Source organism: Variovorax sp. GW823-FHT04B03 (assembly GCF_058796495.1).
Genome location: NZ_JBXAIT010000002.1, coordinates 848,615 through 870,337 on the forward strand (window position 1 = coordinate 848,615; position 21,723 = coordinate 870,337).

Consider the following 21,723-nt stretch of genomic DNA (forward strand, 5'->3'; position numbering starts at 1 on the left):
CCGCGGGCATCGCCTGCCGGCACGTGGCCGGCCGGCGCAAGCGGGCGCGCTTGTTCAGAACCCCGACTGCTCGATCAGCACCGCGGTCGCCGCATGGACCCAGCGGCGGGCCAGGCTCTCGCGGGTGCCTTCGAAATGCGCGCGCACCTCGCGCACCCCATCGACCGGCGCGTCGTCTTCTCCCTCCACCGTCACGCGGAACCAGGCTTCGGCGGGGCGCAGGTCTTTCTTCTGCGCGGTCGGATTGAGCGCGATCGGCCCGCCGTGGTCCTGCGCCAGCAGCAGGTGCGGCAGCCGGCGCACCGGGCTGTTGTCGATGGCGCGCACCTGCCCTTCGAGCTTGCGTGTGCGGCCCTTCACGAGGATCACCGCGCGGCTGCCGGCCGCCAGGCGCTGGCGGTCGTGCTCGGTCACCAGCGCTTCCACGCGCCAGCGCCGGCCGTCGACCACCATCGCCATCAGTTGCGACGGCGCCACCCACGTGCCGGACTGCAGCAGCGGATCGACGTCGCGCAGCGTGCCGCCGTGCGCCGCCACCAGCCGCAGGCGCAGCAGCTCGGCGTCGCGCGCGCGGCGTTCGGTGTCCCAGCGGCTGGCCTGCTGCTCGGCCAGCACCTGCTGCGCCGCCGGGCGTTCTTCCAGGCCCATGGCGCCGCGCGCCGCGCGCGCGTAGGCGCTGGACATCGCGCGCGCCTTCTCGCGCTCCTCGGTCTGGCCGGGCGCTTCGAGCGTGACCAGCGACTGCCCCGCCGCCACGGCCGCGCCGTCGTTCGCTTCCATCGCCGCCAGCCGCGCCGCATAGGGCGAGAACACCGGTTGCTCAACGCCCGCCCGGATCACGCCCGGCGCCGAGATGCCGCCGTGCCACGGCACCAGCAGCACGACCGCGATGAGCGCGAGCAGCAGCACGGCCACGACGCGCCGCCGCGGCTTGATCTCGCCGCGCCGCGCGTGCCACACGCGCAGCTCGGCCATCACCGGCCGCACCACGAACACGCCCATCTCGACGATGAAAAGGAACACACCCAGCGCCTTGAAAAACGCGTGGTAGACGACGACCGCGATGCCGATGAACAGCACCAGCCGGTAGACCCAGGTGGCGAACGCGAAGGCGATGAGAAAGCGCCGGAAGCCGGGCGTCAGCGTCTCGGGCGACGGATCGTCGAAGCCCAGCAGCCAGCGCCGCAGCGCGCGCTTCGCCTGCTGCCCGGCGCGCTCGTGCAGGCCGGGAAAATCCAGCGCGTCGGTCAGCATGTAGTAGCCGTCGAAGCGCATGAAAGGACTGGCGTTCACGGCCAGCGTCAGCACCCAGGCCGTCGTCGCCAGAAAGAACAGCGCGTTGCGCAGGTCGCCGTCGGGCATGAAGGCCCACAACAGCGTCGACCACGCGGCCAGCACCAGCTCGGCGCAGATACCGGCCGACGCGATGGCCAGGCGGTGCCGCGAGCGCGCCAGCTTCCAGCTTTCGCCGGTGTCGGTGTAGGCCATCGGCCACATCACGAGCAGCGCGACGCCCATGTGCCCCACGCGCACGCCGTGGCGCGTGGACATGAGCGCGTGCCCCATCTCGTGCAGCAGCTTCGACACCACGAGCGCGCCCGCAAAACCCAGCACGCCTTCCCAGCTGATGGCGCCGCGCAACTGGGCCGCCACCGTGTCCCACTGCCGCGCGGCCAGCAGCACGCCGACGCCGGCGGCGAGCACGCTGAGCGCCACGAACCAGCGGCTGTAGAGCCACTCGACCCAGGGCAGCATCTTCTCGAGCAGCCGCGCCGGCCGCACCAGCGGAATGCGCACGAACAGGTAGTTGTTGAGCAGCCAGCGCCAGGCCGGCATCGGCGGTTTGCGGCGCACGGTGCGCAGCAGCTGGTGCTGTTCGAGAAAGCCCTGGAAGCGCGCCACGTCGTCGGCATCGGGTGCCAGCGGGGTGTCGCGTTCGATCGCCTGCGCGATGCACGCGGCGTCGGCCATCGGCCAGCGCTGCAGGATCTCGAACTCCAGCCAGCCGATGCGAAAGAACAGGTTGCGCACCGGGTCGCACACGTGCCAGGCCGGCGAGCCGTCGCCGTTGGCGCCGGCCGGATGGATCTGCAGTTCCTCGCGCAGGGCCGGCCACGGCGGAGGCGCTGCAGCGCCCGCAGGGGCGCCGCGGCCTGCGGGCGCCGTGCCGCTCAGCATCCGCACCACTCCCGCGCCGCCGCGAACGGCCGGCGCAGCAGCAGGTAGCCGAGCACGGTCCACTCGCCCGACACGCGCGCCGTGCCGCGCAGGCCGATGCGCGCCACGCCCGAGGGCTCGCTCAGGTGGCCGCGCAGCTGGTAGCTGGCCACGCCGTTGGGCGCCTCGACCGCCTGGTAGCCGGCGTGATCGAGCCGGGCCGACACCGGGTCCAGCGGCGCCACGCGCAGGAACAGCGTCATGGGCGCGCCCGGCGCGAGGTTGACCGCCTCGCTCACCGGCGCCCAGGCCTGCACGCCGAGCACGGCCGGGTCGGCCAGCAGCCCGACGCGCTCGCCGGTCTGCACCGGACGGCCGGCCCAGTCGTCGGGGTCGGAGTACACGAACACGCCCGCGGCCGGCGCCTTGATCTGCAGCTGCGCCACTTCGCGCTGCAGCGCACCCACCTCCACCTCGCGCTCGCGCAGCTTGCCTTCGGCCAGGCTCAGCTCGGCCTTGGCCGACTGCGATTCGATGGCCCGCTGCGAGGCCTGGTGCAACTCCAGCCGCGCGGTCGACAGCGCCGCGCGCGCCACGGCCAGGCGGTTGTCCAGCGTGGTGTCGTCGAGCTCAGCGATGGTCTGGTCGGCCACCACCGGCGTGTTGGGCGGCACCGTCATGCGGCGGATCACGCCGTCGCGCGGCGAGGCGATCACCTGGCTGCGCGTGGAGATCACCTCGGCCTGCAGCAGCGCGTACTCGCGCACCGGCACCAGCAGCGCGAGCGGCAGCAGCGCCAGCGCCCAGCGCAGCGGCTTGCGCGCCCACGCTTCGTGCAGCAGCGTGCCGATGGAGCGGCGGCGACCGGTCAGCGCCCACCACGCGTGGCCGTACATCGCGGCGGCCTGCAGCAGCAAAAACTCCGGCGCCTTGGCATCGAACTCGGTAGGCCACGGCGCCTCGCGCGCCAGGAACAACGCGGCGCGCGCGCGGCCGTCGGGGTCGGCCATGGGCAGCACCCACACCTGGTCGGGCAGCCAGTCGGCCCACGAGGCGGCGAGCGCGGGCGGCAGCATGCCGGGCGACAGCGCCAGCACGCGCGCGGCGGCCGGCAGTTCGTCCAGCCGCGCCTTCAGGTGGTCGGCCACCGAGGCCAGCCACAGCGCATAGGGCGAGTCGGACTCGACATCCGCCAGCCCCGAATGCGCCACCAGCCGCGTGCGGCGCGCACCGAAGAAGCCGACCAGCGCGGCCTGCCGGTACGGCGCGATCGCGTGGGTCTCGTTGCAGATCAGGAAGGCCAGGTCGGCCGGACGCTGCGCCGCGCGCACCTTGGCGGCCAGCGCATGGAACGCGAGATCGGTCACGACGCTCCGCCCTTGCCGCGCGCGGCGCTCATCCCCTGCCGACCGGCGCGCGCACCTGCCCGCTCATGCCCGGCAGCACCTGGCCGGCCGCGTCGCCCGCGAGTTCAGCCTCGATCTCGATGGTCTGGCTCACCGCGTCCACGCGGCCCGACACGCGCGTGACCTTCAACACCACGGCGGCGCCGGTCTCGTCGACCGTGGCGTCCAGGCGCTGGCCGGTCTTCAGCCACGCGAGCCATTGCGAAGGCACGTTCATGCGCGCCTTCAGCGGGCCGTTGCCGACCAGCTCGACCACCGGCGCGCCGGGGTTCACGCCCTGCCCCACCTTCACATGCACGCGCGCCACCTTGCCGGCGAAGGGCGCCACGAAATTGCACTGCGCGATCTGCGCGTCGAAGATGCGGACCTGGCTCTGCGCCTTGTTCACGTTGGCTGCCGCCAGCTCGACCTCGATCTCGGCCGCCGACTGCAGGCCCTGCAGCTTCAGCTTGCCCACGTACTGCACCTTGGCCGCCTCGTGCTCGGCACGCGCGGCGGCGCGGCGCGCCTGGATCTCGTCGCATTCGTAGGCGGCCAGCACCTGGCCCGCGCGCACCGTATCGCCCAGGCTCACCGGCACCTTCGCGAAGCGGCCCGGGGCCGAGGCCGAGAGCACGCTTTCCTGCGCGGCCACGACGAGAAAACGCACCGGTGCCAGGTTGCCCGGCGCACCCGCCGGGGCGCTGCGCGGCGCGGGGACCGGCTGGGCCCCGGCCTGCAGGGCACCGCCCAGCGCGCAGGCCAGGAGCACGCCGATGCGAAGCACGGAGAAGGACGACGGTTTCAAGGGCGGGCTCGCTTTCACTTCTGCGTCACCGTGGCGCCCGTGCGCGCGAGGCGCCGCACATCCGTGATCACCGACAGCGTCGCCGCCTCGGCGAAGGCGCTCACGGCACTCTCCGTCGTCACGGCCGGCACGTAGCTCGCGTAGTTCTGCGACAGCAGCTCGCGCCCGCCCGGCTCGGCCAGCGTGAGCCGCCACTGGGCGCGCGTGGTGCCGCGCTGCTGCGGCACGTTACGCTGGAAGGCCAGCGTGAGCACGAGGGCATCGGCCGCCCCCGACGACACCAGCTCGTTGCGCGTGACGATGCGCTCGACCGCGCTGCGCACCGCCGCTTCGCTCACGCCCGACGGCAGGTCGCGCACGCGCACGGTCACCGGCCGGTTGCGCACCGGGATCAGCGCCGCCTCGAGGAACACCGCCTTCTCGCCTTCGGCCATGCTCTGCTCGATGGCCCTGGCGACGGTCTTGATGTCGGTGCTGGCCACCGTGGCCGGCATCAGGTCGATGCCGACCGAGTTGAGCACCCGGCCGTACGAGGTCTGCGTGGCCGCATAGGCCGTGGCGAGCTGGAAGCGCGACACCAGCGCGCGCGCATCGACGCGCAGCGCCTCGAGCTCGCTCTCGAGCTGGTTGCTGGCACCCGCGCGCGCCACGCTGGCCATGCGCTGGTCGACGCGGCTGGATTCGGCCGCCAGCTCCTGGTCGACCACCGCCAGCTTGTAGCGCTCGGCCGACACGCGCACCTGCGTGACCACCGCCATGGTCAGCGCCAGGCGGCGGGCCTCGTCGGTCTTCTTGCGCGCGTCGTTGGTGCGGTTGATGGCCGGGATGGCCGCCAGCCGGAACAGGTCCATCGACAGGCTCACGCCCGCGTCGCTCCAGTTGCTGTTGTAGAGGAAGGAGTTGGAGTCGTAGCGCGCCCCGGCGTACAGGTTCAGGCTGGGGAACAGCGAGGCGATCTGCTTCTTGGTCTCGGCGATGCCGATGCGCGCCTTGTAGTCTTCCTCGCGCAGCTCGGCGCGGTTTTCCAGCGCGGCGACCTCGAGCTTGTCGATGTCCAGCGTGACCGGCGCGCGCCCGTCCTGCGGGCCTTCGACCAGCGTGAAGTCGACGCCCGGCGGCAGGCTCATGAGCGCGGCCAGCTCGCGCTTGGCGAACTGCATTTCCTGGCGCTTGGCGTTGACCAGCGACATCGCGTCGAGCAGCGCGCGCTGGTAGGCCAGGCCCTGCGCGGGCGGCAGCACGCCGGCGCGCTCGGCCTCGCGCGACTTCTTCAGGGCATCTTCGATGCGCACGGCCAGCCGATCCGCATCGCCGATGAGCTGCTGCGCGCCGATGGCGCGCCAGTAGGCGCTGCGCACGTCCTGCGCGATGTTCTGCAGGATCTTGCGGCGGCGCTCTTCCGCGATGTTGACCTCGTCGGCCGCCTGCTTGGCGCGGAAGTAGCTGATGCCGAAATCGAGCGCGTTCCACGACAGCGTGGCGCGGCCGTAGTAGTGCGAACGCTGCTCCGAGGTCGAGGGCCGCAGGCTCACCACGCGGTCTTCGATGCCGATGCTGGTGCCGCCCGAGTCGTTGCTGCGGTCGTTGTAGCCGGCGTCGGCCACCAGCTTGGGCAGCATGTCGGCGGCCGACACGTCGAGCAGGCCCCGCGCCAGGGCCGACTCCATGAGCTTCAGGCGGTAGTCGGCGTTGTACTTGAGCGCGCGCGCCAGCACCTCGGAATACGTCATGGGCGTGGCGACCGCCGCCTGGTCCTTGTAGAGCTGCTTCTGGTCGTGGCGCACGCGCACCACGATCTCGTCGCGCGTGAGCTGCACCGGCGTCATGCTGCAGCCGGCCAGCATCAGCGCGGCCGCGGCGGCGGGCCACGACAGGGGGAAACGGAAGGTCGACGCGGGTTGCTTGTGAATGTCGGTCATGGTGCTCGATGGATAGGACATGGTTCGATGGCTCCGGCGTTTTTCTCTGCGTCGATCAACTCGTGGGCACGCGCACAGTGGGCGTGGCGCGCTGCGGATGCCGCAGCAGGTCGCGCACCGCGTCGCGCTCCGCGGCGGCCGCGGCCACGCGGCTGGAGAACGAGCGCGCCGTGTCAGCGGCCACCGGTGCGGCGGCGCCGGCCGCCAGCGCCGCATCGGCCTGCGCCGCCTCGGTGGACGGATGCGCCGCATCGGCGCGCGGCACCACGATGCGCCCGCCGTCGCGCGCCGGCGCCTCCTGCGGCGCTTGCTGTTGCGGCGCAGAGAAGCTGTCGAAGTCGCCGAAGAGCGGGCTCGCGCCGTCGACCAGCTTGCCGGCCGTGACACCGCGCAGCGCGAGCGTCTGCTCCACGTCGCGCACCATGCGCAGCGAGAAGGCCACGCCGTCGCGGCTCACGTGCTCGGCGTAGTCCACGCCCTGCGGCTCGCCCCACAGGTCGGTGGGACGGTCTTCGCCGAAGAGGCGGTCGCCGCCCAGCGCGCGCGCGGCGATCGCGCCCGACAGCATCTGGCTCAGGCGCTGCGATTCCTGCACCGCGATCTGCACGAACAGCGCCGGCGTCATCGACTGGTCGATGCGGCGGCTGGGGTCGCCGAAGTCCGCCGGGAACACCTGGTCGCCCGTGAGCGGCCGGTGCTGCGAGGTGCCATTGATCGTGACGACCAGCTTCGCCGTGCTGGTGCTGCCGTCGGCGTCGGTGATGACGTAGTCGAACACCTCGGTCAGCGTCTGGCCGTCACCCAGCGAGGCCACGCGCACGTTGCTGGCGTTCACCGAATAGCTGTAGCTGCCGTCGGCGTTCAGGCGCAGGCTGCCGTAGCGGCCCGCCGTCGATCCGCCGATGGTGCCGGCCACGCCTTCGAACGAAACGCCCGTGACCGGCGTCGGCGTGCCGTCCGCACCCAGGCGGTCGGCCACGTCGTTCGCGCCCATGCCGTCGCCGCCGAACACGTTGCCGGTCGCCGTGGCGCCGGGGCGCGCAGTGCCGATGGCGGTGGCGTCGTTGCGCGCCGTGGGCACGTCGTCGATCACCAGCACGCGCAACGTGCTCTGCGTGGTGTCGCCGTCGCGGTCGGTCACCTGCAGCGCGATGTCGTCGGTGACCTGCCCGCCCGCGTGGCTCTGCGCGGCGCCCAGCACGTAGGTGTAGCGCACGGTGCCCGTGGCCGCGTCGAAGCCGGTGAGCGTGATGCGCCCGCGGTCGGTGGCGATGGTGACCGGGCTCGTGCCGAGCGCGGCCAGCTGCGCCGGCGTGAGCGTGGTGCCGTGCACCGCGATGCTGCCCAGGCCGTCGGGCGCGGTGACGAAGAAGCTGCCCGAAACCATCTCGCTCGCGTCGCCCGGCTCGACCAGGCCGCGCTCGTACACGGTGGCCTGCCCGGCCGTGTCGGGGCCGTTGTTGTCGCCGATCACCAGCGTCACGCCGTCGTTGGCGCCGTGGATGGTGAGGGTCAGCGTGGCGGTGCTGGTGTCGCCGTCCGCGTCGGTGATCGTGTAGCTCACCACCTCGGTCAGCGTGTCGCCCACGACCAGCGCCTGCACGCGCGGGTCGGCGTTGTTCAGCGTGTAGGTGTAGCTGCCGTCGGCGTTCAGCACGATGCGCCCGTAGGTGGTGGTGATCGGCACGCCCACCGTGCCGGCCACGCCGCCGAAGCTCACGCCCGTCACCGGCACGCCGTTGGCGTCGTCCGCGCCGACGATGTCGTTGGCCTTCACGTCGCCGCCCACCGTGTTCGGCACGCCGTCCTCGGTGATGGCATGGGTGTCGTTCACGGCCTCGGGCACGTCGTCCACGATGCGCACGGTGAGCGTGCCCGTGGCCGTGTCGCCGCCGGCGTCGGTCACCACCAGCGCAATGTCTTCCGTGCTCTCGGTGGCGTTCGGCTGCGCCACCTGCCCGTCCAGCGTGTAGGTGTAGGCCAGCTCGCCCGTCGTCGGCACGCCGCCCACCGAGCTGGTGGGCGTGAAGCCGGTGAGCACCAGCGTGCCGCGCGGCGTGTCGATGGTGACCGGCGTCGTGCCCAGGTTCGCCAGCTCGGCCAGCGTCAGCGTGCGGTTGCCCACGGTGAGGCTGCGCATGCCGTCGCTCGCCGAGACCACGATGGTGCCGGTGGTGTGCTCGCGGGTGTCGGGGCCGGCCGGGCCGTCGACCAGCCCGCGCTCGTGCACCTCGGCCTGCCCCGTGGCTGCGCCGTTGCCGTCCACCGCGCCGATGGCCGGGTCGCCGTCCAGGCGGCCGTGGATGGTGATCGTCAGCGTGGCGGTGCTGGTGTCGCCGTCGGCATCGGTGATCGTGTAGCGCACCGTCTCGGTCAGCTGCTCGTTGGTCTTGAGCGCGTTGACGGCGGCGTTGTCGTTGTCCAGCGTGTAGGTGTAGCTGCCGTCGGCGTTCAGCACGATGGCGCCATAGGTGGTCGTGAGCGACACGCCCACCGTGCCGGCCGCGCCGCCGAAGCTCACGCCCGTCACCGGCACGCCGTTGCCGTTGTCCGCGCCGTCGCGGTCGTTGGCCTTCACGTTGCCGCTCACCGTGTCGGGCACCGCATCCTCGGTGATGGCGGCCGTGTCGTCGGTGGCCTGCGGCGTGTCGTTGACGATGAGCACGGTGAGCGTGCCGTTGGCCACGTCGCCGTCGCGGTCGGTCACCGACAGCGCGATCTGCTCGGTCACTTCGGTCAGCACGCCGCCGGAGCGGTGGCTCTGCGGCGCGCCCAGCACGTAGGTGTAGCTGACCGCGCCCCCGGTCACGACGCCGTTGGGCAGCGTGGTGCCGCTGAAGCCCGTCAGCTGGATCTGGCCGTCGGGCGTGTTGATCGTGATCGGCGCGCCCGGCGTGAGCGCCTGCAGCTGCGCCAGCGTCACCACCGTGCCGCCGACGTTGATGCTGGCCACGCCGTCCGGCGCGGTGATGTTGAAGCTGCTGGCGGCGCGCTCGCCCGTGTCGGTGATGCTCACCAGGCCCGACTCGAACACCGTGACCTGCCCGGTCGCCGCGCCGTTGGCGTCGGTGACGGCGATGCCCGGCAGGTCGTTGGCGCCGCGGATGGTGATCGTGAGCGTGGCGGTGCTGGTGTCACCGTCGGCATCGGTGATCGTGTAGCGCACCTGCTCGGTCAGCGTCTCGCCGACCGACAGCGCCTGCACGCGCGCGTCGGCGTTGTTCAGCGTGTAGGTGTAGCTGCCGTCGGCGTTCAGCACGATCGAACCGTAGGTCGTGGTGATCGACGCGCCCACCGTGCCGGCCGCGCCGCCGAAGCTCACGCCCGTCACCGGCGCCACGTTGAAATCGTCCGCGCCGATGGTGTCGTTGGTCGCCACGTTGCCCGACACCGTGTTCGGCGCGGCGTCTTCGGTGATGGCGGCCGTGTCGTCGGTGGCCTGTGGCACGTCGTCCACGATGCGCACGGTGAGCGTGCCCGTGGCCGTGGCGCCGCCGGCGTCGGTCACCTGCAGGGCGATGGCTTCCGTGCTCTCGGTCGCGCCCGGCTGCGGCACCTGCGCGCGCAGCGTGTAGGTGTAGGCCAGGTTGCCCGCCGTGGGCACGCCGCCCACCGAGGTGGTGGCCGTGAAGCCCGTCAGCGTGAGCGTGCCCAGCGGCGTCGTGATGACGACCGGCGTGGTGCCCAGGTTGGCCAGCTCGGCCAGCGTCAGCGTGCGCCCGCCCACGGTGACGGTCTGCAGGCCGTCGGCCGCCGACACCGTGACGACGCCGCTGCCGTTCTCGCGCGCATCGGGGCCGCCCGGGCCGTCGACCAGCCCGCGCTCGTGAACCTCGGTCTGGCCCGTGGCCGCGCCGTTGCCGTCCACCGGCACGATCTCGGGGCTCGCGTCGGAGCGGCCGTGGATGGTGATCGTCAGCGTGGTGGTCGAGGTGTCGCCGTCCGCGTCGGTGAGGGTGTAGCTCACCGTGTCCGTGAGCGTCTCGCCGTCTTTCAGCGCGTTGACGCGCGGGTCGGTGTTGTCCAGCGTGTAGCTGTAGCTGCCGTCGGCGTTCAGCACGATGGCACCGTATTCCGTGTCCAGCGCGCTGCCGACCGTGCCGGCCGTGCCGCCGAAGCTCACGCCCGTCACCGGCACGGCCGTGTCCGCGCCCTCGCGGTCGTTGGTCTTCACGTTGCCGGTCACGGGGTTCGGCGCGGTGTCTTCGGTGACGCTGTTCGTGTCGGGGTTCGCGGTGGGCACGTCGTTCACGATCAGCACCGTGAGCGTGCCGCTGGCCACGTCGCCGTCGCGGTCGGTCACGCTCAGCGCCACCGCTTCGGTCACTTCGCCCGCGCTGTGGTTCTGCGCCGAGGTCAGCGTGTAGGTGTAGCTGACCGTGCCGCCGGTCACGACGCCGTTGGACAGCGTGGTGCCGCTGAAGCCCGTGAGGCGGATCTGGCCGTCGGGCGTGTTGATCGTGATCGGTGCGCCCGGCGTGAGTGCCTGCAGCTGCGCCAGCGTCACCATCGTGCCGCCCACGTTGATTCTCGCCACGCCGTCGGCCGCCGCGATATTGAAGCCAGCGCCCGCCGTTTCGCTGGTGTCGCCCACGCTCGTCAGGCCCGACTCGTGCACCGTCACCTGGCCGGTCGCGTTGCCGTTGGCGTCGGTCACCGTGATGCCCGGCACGTCGTTGCTGGCGCCGCGGATCGTGATGGTGATCTGCGCGATGTCGGTGCCGCCGGCGCCGTCGGAGATGGCGTAGGTGAACAGGTCGGTGAGCGTCTCGCCGGCGATCAGCGCCTGCACGCGCGGATCGGTGTTGTCCAGCGTGTAGGTGTAGCTGCCGTCGGCGTTCAGCACGATGCTGCCGTGGGTGCCGGTCAGCGGGCTGCCCAGCGTGCCGGCCGTGCCGGCGCCGGCCTCGGGGCCGGTGCGGATGCTGGTGACCGTGAGCGTGGTGCTGTCGGGGTCGTGGTCGGCTTCGCCGGAAATACGCCCGCTGATGACGTTGCTGCCCACCGAGGGCGTGTCTTCGTCGATGCTGTGCGTGTCGTCGACCGCGGTCGGCGGGTCGTTCACGGCGGTGATCGCGAGCGTGCCGGTGAGCACGTTGCTGTTCAGTGGCTGCGGGCCGCCTGCGTTGCCGCCGGGCTGCACGTTGTTGCCGTCGTTGAGCACGATGGTGTAGACGCGCTCGTTGTCGGTGCCGAACGCCGTCGGGTTGTCGCTGCTGCTGCGGTAGGACAGCTGGTCGAGCACCGCCCGCACCTCGGCCACGGTGGTGTCGGCGTCGAACTGCACCACCAGCGGCGCGCCGTTGCCGCCCGAGACGCTGACGCCCGGGGGCAGCGCGCCGTTGACGAACAGCTGGTCGCCCGGCTGGTAGCCGTCCAGGCTCACGGTGAGCGAGCCCGTGCCGAACACGCCGGCGGCCAGGCCGGGCGTGGTCGCCAGGTCGAGGTCGCCGACGGTGCCGCCGCTGACCAGCGCCACGGGCGGAATGCTGACGCCGGTGCCAGTCTGGTTGTTCTCCACCGCGGTCGCGCCGGTGGTGCCGCCGATCACCGGCGCGTCGTTGCGCGGCGCGATGGTGGTCGACACGTTGCGCAGCACCGACCACTGGCTGGTGGCGTCGTTGGCGGTGGCGCTGATGTCGCCGCTGCCCGCCGCCACCGGCGCATCGGACACGCGCACGACCAGACCGCCGGGCGTGCCGTTGAAGTCGGCCGCAGGCACGAAGCGCAGCTGCGCGCTGGTGGGCAGCAGCAAGGCGCTGGTATCGGACGCGCCCGTCGGCACGGCGAGCCAGTCGGTGCCGTTCAGGCTGTACTCCCACGCGCCCTGCGCGGCGTTGGCGTTGTTGCCCACGATGGCGATGCCGCCGAACGAGGTCGATGCATCGCCGCCGCCGCTGATGGACGTCTGGTTGTCGGTCGCGTCGCCGTAGCCGCCGCCCAGCAGCGTGTCGACGCGCACGCCGGCACCCGTCACGTCCTCGACGCCGGCGGGCACGGTCGCATCGGTCGCCGTCGGCCGGTCGTTCACGTTGATCACCGTGGTGCTGAGCACGATGGTGCCGGCGCTGTAGACGGTGGTGCCGCCGTTGCGGGCACCGGACACGTCGACCTGGCTGCCCGAGGTGGGATCGGCCGTGGCGCTGTCGTTGTTGGTGTCGGTCTCGACCAGCCGCACGGTCAGCGTGGTGGGCGTGCCGTGGAAGTTGGCGGCCGGCACGAAGCGCAGCTGCGCGTCGGCGGCCAGCACCAGGGCCGTGCCGTCGGTGCGCGCGCCGACGGGAATCCAGGTGGCGCCGTTGTCCAGCGAGTACTGCCAGGCCCCCTGCGCGGGGTCCGGGACGTGGCCCGTGATCGCGACGCCGAAGAAGGTGTCGGACGAACTGCCGCCGGTGCCCCCGTTGCCGCTGTTGTCGATCAGGTCGGCGGCGTCGTCGAAGTGCGAGCCGAACAGGGTGCCCACGGGGGTGCCGGCTGCGTTGTTGCCCACGTCTTCGGTGACGTTCGGCAGCGTCTGGGTGGTGCCGCCCACCACCACCGGCGCGTCGTTGACCGGCGCCACCGTGAAGACGAAGGTGCGCGTGGTGACCAGGCGGTTGCCGACCCCGTCCGCGTAGGCGAAGGTGCCGGTCGTGCTGTTGTCGCCGGGCGCCAGGCTGCCCGGACGCCCGCCGGTGTGGCCCTCGTCGTTGACCACCACGGTCACGGTGAAGGCGCCGTTCCAGTCGGCCGGCAGCGCGGCGCCGGGGGCGTCGGGCAGCGCGATCGAGATGGCGTTGATGCGGCTGTTGATCTGCGCCAGCGTGCCGGTGATGGTGATGCTGGTGCCGCCCAACGGGCCGACCGAGCCGCCGCTGCCGCCCACGCCGTTGATGACGAAGCCCGGGGGCACCGACACCGTGGCCGTCAGCACGTCGGTGGCGGCCGCGTCCTGGTCGGTGACCGTGAGGCCGGTCAGCGTGACGCTGCCGTTGCCCTCGTCCACCGTCGGGTTGCCGGCCGCGATGTGGGCCGGGTCGTTGATCGACGACGGGAACAGCGTGCGGTAGGCCGAGGCCACGTTGGCCGTCAGCCCCGCGGGGATCAGCGCGTAGGGGTTGACGTTGGTGGTGGGCACCGCCACCGTGCCGCCGTTCGCGTTGTTGTTCTCGCCGCCGTTGGCGCCGCCCGCCAGCGCGCCGCTGCTGTTCTCGCGCAGGCGGTCGTCCACGATGACCTGCACGCGGTAGGTCTGGTCGGTGTTGGCCAGGCTGCCGCCCAGCGCCACCTGCAGGCCGTCGAGGTAGGCCTGCACCTGCGCGCGCGTGCCGCGGATGACGAGCGCGCTGCCGGTGCCGTCGTAGGTGCTGTCGATGGTCACGCCCGAGCCGGCTGCATTGCTCGAGGTGATGGTGATGGCGTCGCTGCCGCCGTCCGTGTACTGCGCCGCGCCCAGCGGCGCGCCCGTGCCGTTGGTGATGCGCACGGTGACCTGCAGGAAGTCGGCTTCGCCGGGCGCGATGCCGCCGCCGTCGCCGTCGATGTCCAGGTCGCGCACGACGAAGCCTGGCACGGCCGACGGCGTGCTGCCGCCCGTCAGGTACAGCGGCGTGTTCGGGTTGGTGCCCGGCGTGAGCCCGGCCGTCGGCGCGTCGTTGACCGCCACGATGGTCAGCGCCATCGTCATGTCGGGCGGGTTGTTCGACACGCTGCCGCCGCCGGTGTCGCCGCCGATCTGCGAGCCGGTGTCGTCGAAGGACACGGTGAGCGTCACGTCGCCGGCGTCGGCGCCGTTGAGGTCGTGGTTGACGTGGGTGGCGCTGCGGTAGGTCAGGCCCGTGGCGGCGCCGCTGGTGATCAGCTCCTGGATGTCGCTGGCGCGGCCGGTGAGCGTGAGCGCGCCGGTGTTGTCGCCGGCGATGGTCACGACGCGCCCGCTGGGCAGCGTGAAGCTCGTCTGCCCGCCGGTGCCGCCGATGCCCAGCGTGCCGTTGGGCACGGTCAGCCGCAGCGTGATGGGCGTGCCGAAGGCGGCCGATTCGGGGTCGGACACCACGAAGCCCGTGCCGATGTAGGTCGGCTGGTCTTCATAGACCGTGTGCACGGGCGGCACGACCAGCACGCCCGGGTCGTTCTCGCTCGACGCGCGCACCAGCACCGAGGCCGCCGCGATGTTGCCCGTGATGTCGCCGGTGGTGGGCACCGTGTCGGCGTACCAGTCGTACTCGGTGGTCGGGATCGCGATGTTCGGCCCGCCCGGAACGCTCGGCTCGTTCTGCGGGCCGCCGTTGGCGCCGGGCTGCAGCACGCCGGTGGCGGTGTCGCGCAGGCGGTCGTCGACGATCACCTGCAGCCGATAGGCCTGGTCGCGGTCGGTGTCGAAGGTGAGCGTGAGGCCCGCCAGCGCGGCGTTCACCTGCGCGCGCGTGCCGCGCAGCGTGAGGAAGTCGCCGTTGCCGTTCTTGTCGGCATCGACGGTCACGCCGCCCATCGAGGTCGAGCCGATGGTGGCGCCCGCGTAGGCCGCGGCATTCAGCGGGTTGCCGTTGGCGTCCAGCAGCCGCACCGTCACCTGGACGAAGTCGGTCTCGCCCTGGATCACCGCGTCCAGGTCGGTGTCGCCGACGTTGAAGCCGGGCACGGGGTTGTGCGCCGGGTTGCTGCTGTCGATGTCGATGGGCCCGGCCGGCGCGGTCACCGTGGGCGCGTCGTTCAGCGGCGTGACGTAGATCCAGAACTGGCCGCCGGTCTGTTCCTTGTCGCCGTCGCTCAGCGTGAAGGTGAAGCGGTCGCTCGGCGGATCGCCGTTGGCTTCGGTGTGGCCGTCGGATTCGTCGCCCGAATTGAAGTAGTAGATGCGCCCGGCGTTCACGTCGGCCTGCGTGAACGAGGAGCCCACGCCCAGCGCCACGAAGTTGACGCCGTCGGTCGAGTACATGATGCGCCCGTGCGTGGTGACGGAGGTGATCGTGTACTGCAGCTGCGTGAGCGTGCTGTCGGGGTCGAAGGCCCTGAGCATGCCCGGCGTGATCTGGCCGCGCCCGCCCTCGGCCACGGTCAGCGGCTGGTTGGCGGTGCCGGGCGGGTCGGGCTGCGTCGGGTCGGGCGCGATCACCGGTGCGTCGTTGACGTTGGTGATCTGGATGCCGACGGTGACGGGATTCGACGCAGCGCCCCAGCGGTCCACGGCATGCACGTTGAACTGGGTGGTGCGCACCTCGGAACCGTCGCTCACGAAGCGCAGGCCCGTGGTGCCGGCGCTGCCGGTGATGAGCGAGGCGTTGATGCGCTGCCCCACGGCCACGGCCACCCAGGCGGCGCCGTTCCAGTACTCCAGCTGGCCGCCGGTGGGCAGGCTGTCGAACTCGAACTGCATCGCGCCCGGCCCGCTGCCGGCGTTGTTGAAGGCGTAGTTCGGGTCGCCGTTCAGCAGCGTGGCCGAGCCCTCGAGATAGCTTTCGCTCGCGGCGTCGTCGGCATCGACGACGCGGATCTGGCCGGTCGTGAGGTAGGCGGTCTCGCCTTCGCGGATGACCGTGTTCGACGAACCGGTGGCCACGGGCACGTCGTTGACCGGCGTGATGAAGAACGAGAAGCTGGTGTTCCAGACGTTGCGCACGCCGCCGACGGCGACGCCGGCCGTCACCGAGAGCGACACGGCCGATTCGAAGTCTTCCACGTCGCCGTCGTGCTGGAAGCGGATGCGCCCGGCGTTCAGGTCTTCCTGCGTGAAGGTCTCGTAGGTGTCGATGTCGACCCAGGCCGCGCCGTCGAAGCGCTGCAGCACGCCGTTGCGCACCGGCCCCGTGGTGCCGGTGTAGTCGGTGACCGTGTAGATCACCTGCGACGGCGGCACGCCTTCGACCACGTAGCTCAGGCCCGGCACGGTGTTGAAGTCGGAGCCGGTGCCGCCCAGCACCACCGAGCCGCCTTCGCTGAGCGTGCCGCGCGTGGCGCCGTTCTGGTCGGTGCCCGCGTGGTTGGAGCCCGAGGTGGTGACGGTGCCGTCGATGGTCTGCAGCGGATCGCCGTTGCCCGCCGGGGTTTCGACGAGGTTGATCGTGAACTCGTAGGTCTTCAGCGTGCCGTCGGGGTTGCGGTCGGCGCCCTCGCGGATCACGGTGTTGCCGTTGGCGTCCCAGGTGGGCCCGAGCGTGTTGTCGACCACCTGGAAGCTGAAGGTGTCGGTGTCGCCCGCCGCCGCGCCCTGCGTCTGCACGTACTGCACGCGGCCCGAGCGCACGTCTTCCATGGTGAAGGTGCCGCCCGGCGGCAGGATCTTTCCGTCGAGCAGCAGGTAGCCCTGGTTCAGGCCGTTCATCGAGGTGACGGCAAAGGTCAGGTTGTCGTCGCTCGAGTCGACGTCGGTCGCGCCGAGCATGCCGGGCGTGAGCGTGACGGTGTAGCCGCCGCCCGCCGGGTCGACGGTCGCCTCGAGCGTGCTGCCGGGGTCGAGCACCGGGTCGTCGTTGGCCGGGCGCACGTTGATGGCGATGGTGCCCGAGGTGGACGACGGCGTGCCCGTGCCGCCGCCGGCGTCGCTCACCGTGACGCCGAAGCCGTCGGTGAACGGGTAGCTCTGTCCGTTGTTGTCGCGCTGGCCGTTGTTGCCGTAGGTGAGGCCGCCGCGGTCGTCGTAGCCGAACACGAAGCCGGCATCGATGTCGGCCTGCGTGATGGCGCGGTTGGTGACGTTCTGGGGCACGCCGCCGATCAGCACCGTGCCCGTGAAGTACAGCGTGCCGTCGGTGGGCAGGCTGGTCAGCCGCACCGTGAGGTCGCCGCTGGCGTCGTCGCCGCCGCCGTCGGCGACGATGAAGTTGCCCACCACCGAGGCCGGGTTGCCGCTGGTATCGATGGCGTTGGGCGGCTGCCCTTCGAACACGCTGCCCCCGCCCGAGACCACGGGCGGCTGGTTCAGCGGCGTGACGTTCAGCGTGATGGTGGCGTGGTCGGAGCCGGCCAGCGGCGTGGCGCCGTCGTTGACCACGATGACGAAGCTGTCGTCCAGGTTCTGGTCCGCGCCGGTGGCCGTGTGCACGTAGGCAACGCGGCCCGCGAGCACGTCGGCCTGCGTGAAGACCGAGCCCACGCCGATGCGTTCGCCGTTGAGCGTGAGGTAGCCGTGCGTGGTGTTGGTCGCGATGCCGTAGACGATCTGGCCGGTGTTCTGCGAGCCGATCGTGACCTCGGGGTCGACGGCGTTGAGCGTGGTGCCGGTCAGCAGCGTGGTGCCACCCTCGGAGACCGTCTGCGCCGCGTCGGCCACCGTGGTCGGGTCGTTCGACGGCGTGATCGTCACGTCGAGCGCGCGGTTGGCGGTGAGCGCCGGCGTTTCCGAATCGGTGATCGACACCAGGATGCGCGTGGTGGCCGTGGCGTTGCCCAGTTCGGTGTCGGCGGCGGTGAACACCAGCTGGTTGATCCAGGCGTTGGCATCGGCCACGCTGCCGACGAAGCGGTAGCCGCCGGGCACGGTGGTGACGCCCGCCATGCTGGCGCTGGACAGCGCGCCCAGCGCGGGGTTCTCGACGGTCACGTCGACCGTGACGTTGCCCGCGCCGTCGTCGGTGAGCGTCCAGCCGCTGAGCGTGGCGCGGTCGGCGCCCGGCGCGTTGAGCGCGCTGGGTTCGCTGACCGTGATGCGCGGCGTGGTCGTCGAAACCGTGGGCGCGGCCAGCAGGCCGTCGTAGTCGGCGGCGGCGAAGGCGCGCGACTCGATGAGGCCGGTCGCGACCTCGAGCGACCAGTCGCCCTGGCGCGACGCCGCGCCGGTGGCGTCGCTCGACGCCGCCACGTCGGCACCCGTGGCGCGGCCCAGGGCCTGCACGAAGCGTTGCCCGTCGGCGCCCACGTCGCACCCGTAGAGCAGGATGTCGCCGTCCGCACCCAGGCTCGCGCCGATCGCCTGCCAGGCGCCGGCCGTACGCGCCAGGCCCGCGACGTCGAGGGTTTCGTTGCCCAGCGTGATCTCGCCCGCGCTGCCGTGGCTGAGGATGTGCAGCGCCGTGAGGCCGCTGCGCCCTTCGAGCGCCTGGCGCAGTTGCTCGACGCCGGACGAGCCGGTGTCCAGCAGGATCAGGTCGGCGCCCTGCGGCACCGAGGCGGCGAGCTGCTGCCAATTGGCAACATTCTTGTCGACGACGTAGACCTCGCTGGACGAGGCCGGGGCCGGGCCGGGCCCTGATCGCGCGTCCGCTTCGGGCGTGCTTTCGCGCCCGTGCGGCACGGCAACGGGCGCCGCCGCGTCGGCGGCATGCGGCGCATCCCCGTGCGGGCCCTGCGGCGCGTCCGCCGGTGCCGCCGCGGCGGCCTCCACAAAAGCGGCGCCATCAAATAGCTGCCGGCTTTCCAGCGCAAATCGATGCGCGCGTGGGCGAAGGAATTGGGGCGATTGAGACCTTGGCATGGCTCAAAGTGTGACGACAAATATGCAAATGTGTCCACTATTAACGTTCTCTCGTTTCGCGCCAACCACGTCAAAAAAACACAAAAATCACGTCTTTCCTTGCTTTCCTCCGTATTTTGAAATTAATTGTTACCCCGCATCGTGGTTCATTCACCGGCTCATATGAAAGGAATATCCATTGCCGTATTTCCCTCTGTGCAAGGCGATCTTCCCTCGACAGCCGGGCGCCTGGCGCCTTTGCAACCTCGTCCGCTCGAAGCGTCTGATCCATTGCCGGTTTTCAACTACGGAATTCCGTGGAAAACGGGGGCGGGAATTCCCTCTTCCTTGGCGACAAGGCATTCGCTAATCGCGATATATGGAACAACGTCTCAATTCATCGAGGCCGATTCACAACTGTTAAAAATATGCGGAGCGCAATCGGCAATGAAAACCTTCGCCATAAGAATTAATTGATGCAATGCACAAACCAAGGGTCCGGAGGCAATTCGATCACCCGGGAACGGGGCCTCATCCGGCCATTGCTTGCCCGCGGCCGCGCACCACGACGGGCGGGTCCGCGGCATGGGGTTGTAACCATGTGCGCGACGGCCGAAGGGCACGGCAAGGCCGCTCGGCTGGCTTTCGAAACGGCCCGCACCGCGCATCCGGGAAGCTTCGCGCGGTCTCCTCGCTTCGATGTAATTCGAAAGAATCAACAACATCCGCTTGCAGATGCGAGGCCGGTCGAGCCCCCGGTTCGACGGGGCATCGCGTCCCCTGCGCACCTTCGAATGCTTAACCCGGCAATATTTAACGATTCAAGATGATTGTTACGTTTTTGGAGCATCTGCGGACCCGCGATTCCTGCCTTCGCGGGGGTCTGTTGCACAGGGCGCGGTGATACTGTTCCGGCCCCGAATCTTGCGTTCCTGGTGTGCGCACTGCGCGCCGGAGGACACGAGGCGTGGCACATCATCCAACTCGCTCATGTAAGAAAAAATGAACAAACTGCTCGCACTCATCTTCGTGGCTGCCGCCATCACCGCTTGCTCGAAGCAAGAGTCCACGCCCGCAGCGCCGGCCGCTCCCGCAGCACCTGCTGCCACCGCACCGGCCACGCCGGCACCCGCACCGGCCGCCAGCGCACCGGCTGCTGCAGCCCCCGCAGCCACCACGACGGCATCGGCCGACGTGCCCAAGGAATGCCAGGAGTACCTGGACAAGGTGAGCGCCTGCGTGGGCAAGCAAAGCGGCGCCGCCGCTGACGCCCTGAAGTCCAGCCTCGAGCAGACCAAGGCCACCTGGGCCAGCTACGGCGCCAACGCCGCCCAACTCGGCGCTGCATGCAAGGCTGCTTCCGACGCCTTCGCCGCACAAGCCACGGCCATGAAGTGCTGATGCACTGAGTCGCTGACGCCGGCGAGCTTGCCCTCGCCGTGCGACGCGACACACCTCCTCGTCACCGACGAGGAGGCGCCGCTCCCACAACAACGGTCGGCGCAAAACGGTCCCTGTCAGACCGAAAGAATCCAGTCCCATGACAGACCTCCTCACCAACCTCACCTGGCACGCCCTCTCGGGCCCGCATGCGTCTTTTGCCGCCGGCACATCGACCGCACGCCGCTACGCCACAGGCTTCTCCCCCATCGTCGGCTTTGCCGACGCATTGCATCCCGACCTCGACGCGCTGCTGCCCTACTGCACGCCGGACGAGCACTTCTATGCCATCGGCTGGTCGGGCCCCGCGCCGTCCACCTGGCAGGTCGACATGGAATCGGTCATCGTGAAGATGATCTGGGACGCGCCTGCGCCCGTGGCCGACACGCTTCCCGATGTGGTCCGACTGGGCGCGGCAGATGTAGAACAAGTGCTGGCCCTGGCCGACCTGACGCGCCCCGGTCCCTTCTCCACGCGGACCATCGAACTCGGCGAGTACGTCGGCTGCTTCGACGCCGACGGCCGTCTCGTCGCAATGGCAGGTGAACGCATGGCCGCCGGCACACTGCGCGAGATCAGCGGTGTCTGCACGCATCCCGATGCGCAAGGCAAGGGCTATGCGAAGCGGCTGGTCACGCGCCTGGTGACGCAGCAGATGCGGCGCGGCGAAGTGCCGGTGCTGCATGTGATGCAGGGCAACGCGGGCGCGCGGCGCATCTATGAGCGCATGGGTTTTCGCGTGCACAGCGAACCCGTCGTTCGCGTGATCTCACGGCGCTGAACAGCGCCGCGCCTGCGGCCTGGATCAGGCCGCGGCCACCCCGCGCTCGCTCGTGATCTCCGCACCTTCGCGCATCGTCTTCGTGACCGGCGTGTTGGCCACCACCTCGAGCAGCCGGCTCCACTGCGCATCGGTCAGCGGTGCGCTGGCGTGCAGCACGCGGTGGATGTGCGCCTTGCCGTCCGCGTCTTTCGTGAAGCTCAGCTCGGCCTTGAACTCGCCCAGCTCCCAGCCCTTGCGCTGGGCGTACATCCGCAGCGTGATCGCGGTGCAGGCGGACAGCGCGGCCAGGTAGTAGTCGTAGGGCGCCGGCCCCGCGCCCTGCCCGCCCAGCGACGCCGGCTCGTCCGCCACGAGCTGGAACTTGCCGACCTGGATGCGGTGGTTGAAATTGACGTCGGTGGAGACGATCGTTGCGGTGTGGCCCATGGGTGTGCTCCTGTTGACAAGCAAGCATTCTGGCGCGGCCGAACGCCCGAAAACATCAGCGCCAACGCGGTTGATCCAGACGCTCATAATGCTCGCCGGGCGGCCATGCCAGGGGTCGCCAGCCACCCGGCACAAGCGGGTGCGCCGCCTTCCTGCCTGGCATCGACGGAACGACACCATGAGCGCTTTGCACATGTTTCTACCGGTCTCCGAGCCCGCGCGCAGCGAGGCGCTGGCGCTTTTCATCAAGACACATCACGTGCCCCGCCACCTCGTGAGAGGCACCTCGCGCAAGATGCCGGACGACTGCGGTCCCCCCGCGCCGGTTCGCACCTCGCAGGAACAACCGCAGGCCGCATCCGCCCAGCCATCGGCCGCATCGGCCTAGGGCGGACAGACCGCAAGGAAGACAGCCCTCGCCGCGCCGGTCGCGCGCG

The 21,723-nt window shown here is 70.8% G+C and carries 9 protein-coding genes; 3 read left to right on the plus strand and 6 right to left on the minus strand.

Annotation, left to right across the window (positions count from 1 at the left end; genetic code table 11):
• Window positions 1-54: 54 nt before the first annotated feature.
• The 5 genes from AC1RAD_RS12655 to AC1RAD_RS12675 are packed head-to-tail and all read right to left on the minus strand — an operon-like array spanning window position 55 to window position 18,567.
• Window positions 55-2,178, minus strand: coding sequence for a site-2 protease family protein (locus AC1RAD_RS12655; RefSeq protein WP_492735092.1), 2,124 nt, complete (start codon window positions 2,176-2,178; stop codon window positions 55-57).
• On the minus strand, window positions 2,172-3,524 hold the full coding sequence (locus AC1RAD_RS12660; protein WP_070061204.1) for an efflux RND transporter periplasmic adaptor subunit: 1,353 nt from the start codon (window positions 3,522-3,524) through the stop codon (window positions 2,172-2,174). The genes AC1RAD_RS12655 and AC1RAD_RS12660 overlap by 7 nt, the downstream gene beginning before the upstream one ends.
• A 28-nt stretch (window positions 3,525-3,552) precedes the next feature.
• Window positions 3,553-4,350 (minus strand): efflux RND transporter periplasmic adaptor subunit, encoded by a 798-nt coding sequence (locus AC1RAD_RS12665; protein ID WP_492735095.1) that lies wholly within the window; start codon window positions 4,348-4,350, stop codon window positions 3,553-3,555.
• 14 nt (window positions 4,351-4,364) lie between these two features.
• Window positions 4,365-6,269, minus strand: a complete 1,905-nt coding sequence (locus AC1RAD_RS12670) for a TolC family protein (protein ID WP_492735097.1) — start codon at window positions 6,267-6,269, stop codon at window positions 4,365-4,367.
• A gap of 55 nt (window positions 6,270-6,324) precedes the next feature.
• Window positions 6,325-18,567, minus strand: coding sequence for a cadherin-like domain-containing protein (locus AC1RAD_RS12675; protein WP_492735099.1), 12,243 nt, complete (start codon window positions 18,565-18,567; stop codon window positions 6,325-6,327).
• Window positions 18,568-19,638: 1,071 nt separating this feature from the next.
• Between AC1RAD_RS12675 and AC1RAD_RS12680 the strand changes: the two genes are divergently transcribed.
• Both AC1RAD_RS12680 and AC1RAD_RS12685 read left to right on the plus strand, forming a co-directional pair.
• A complete protein-coding gene (locus tag AC1RAD_RS12680) occupies window positions 19,639-20,037 on the plus strand; it encodes a hypothetical protein (RefSeq protein ID WP_095745880.1) in 399 nt (132 codons plus the stop codon).
• A 139-nt stretch (window positions 20,038-20,176) separates the two neighbouring features.
• Window positions 20,177-20,857 carry a GNAT family N-acetyltransferase gene (locus AC1RAD_RS12685; protein WP_492735101.1) on the plus strand — a complete coding sequence of 227 codons (681 nt, stop codon included), beginning with the start codon at window positions 20,177-20,179 and terminating at the stop codon, window positions 20,855-20,857.
• A 24-nt stretch (window positions 20,858-20,881) separates the two neighbouring features.
• Here AC1RAD_RS12685 and AC1RAD_RS12690 read toward each other — a convergent pair whose 3' ends face one another.
• On the minus strand, window positions 20,882-21,286 hold the full coding sequence (locus AC1RAD_RS12690) for an OsmC family protein (protein ID WP_307693297.1): 405 nt from the start codon (window positions 21,284-21,286) through the stop codon (window positions 20,882-20,884).
• Window positions 21,287-21,464: 178 nt separating this feature from the next.
• On the opposite strand from AC1RAD_RS12690, the gene AC1RAD_RS12695 reads away from it, so the two are divergent.
• Window positions 21,465-21,674: a hypothetical protein gene (locus tag AC1RAD_RS12695; protein ID WP_139702348.1), complete on the plus strand. Its 210-nt coding sequence runs from the start codon at window positions 21,465-21,467 to the stop codon at window positions 21,672-21,674.
• Window positions 21,675-21,723: the final 49 nt, after the last annotated feature.

Coding starts and splice junctions, on each gene's coding strand:
- AC1RAD_RS12655 (WP_492735092.1), bottom strand. CDS start 2,178: ATGCTGAGCGGCACGGCGCCCGCAGGCCGCGGCGCCCCTGCGGGCGCT.
- AC1RAD_RS12670 (WP_492735097.1), bottom strand. CDS start 6,269: ATGACCGACATTCACAAGCAACCCGCGTCGACCTTCCGTTTCCCCCTG.
- AC1RAD_RS12680 (WP_095745880.1), top strand. CDS start 19,639: ATGAACAAACTGCTCGCACTCATCTTCGTGGCTGCCGCCATCACCGCT.
- AC1RAD_RS12685 (WP_492735101.1), top strand. CDS start 20,177: ATGACAGACCTCCTCACCAACCTCACCTGGCACGCCCTCTCGGGCCCG.
- AC1RAD_RS12690 (WP_307693297.1), bottom strand. CDS start 21,286: ATGGGCCACACCGCAACGATCGTCTCCACCGACGTCAATTTCAACCAC.
- AC1RAD_RS12695 (WP_139702348.1), top strand. CDS start 21,465: ATGAGCGCTTTGCACATGTTTCTACCGGTCTCCGAGCCCGCGCGCAGC.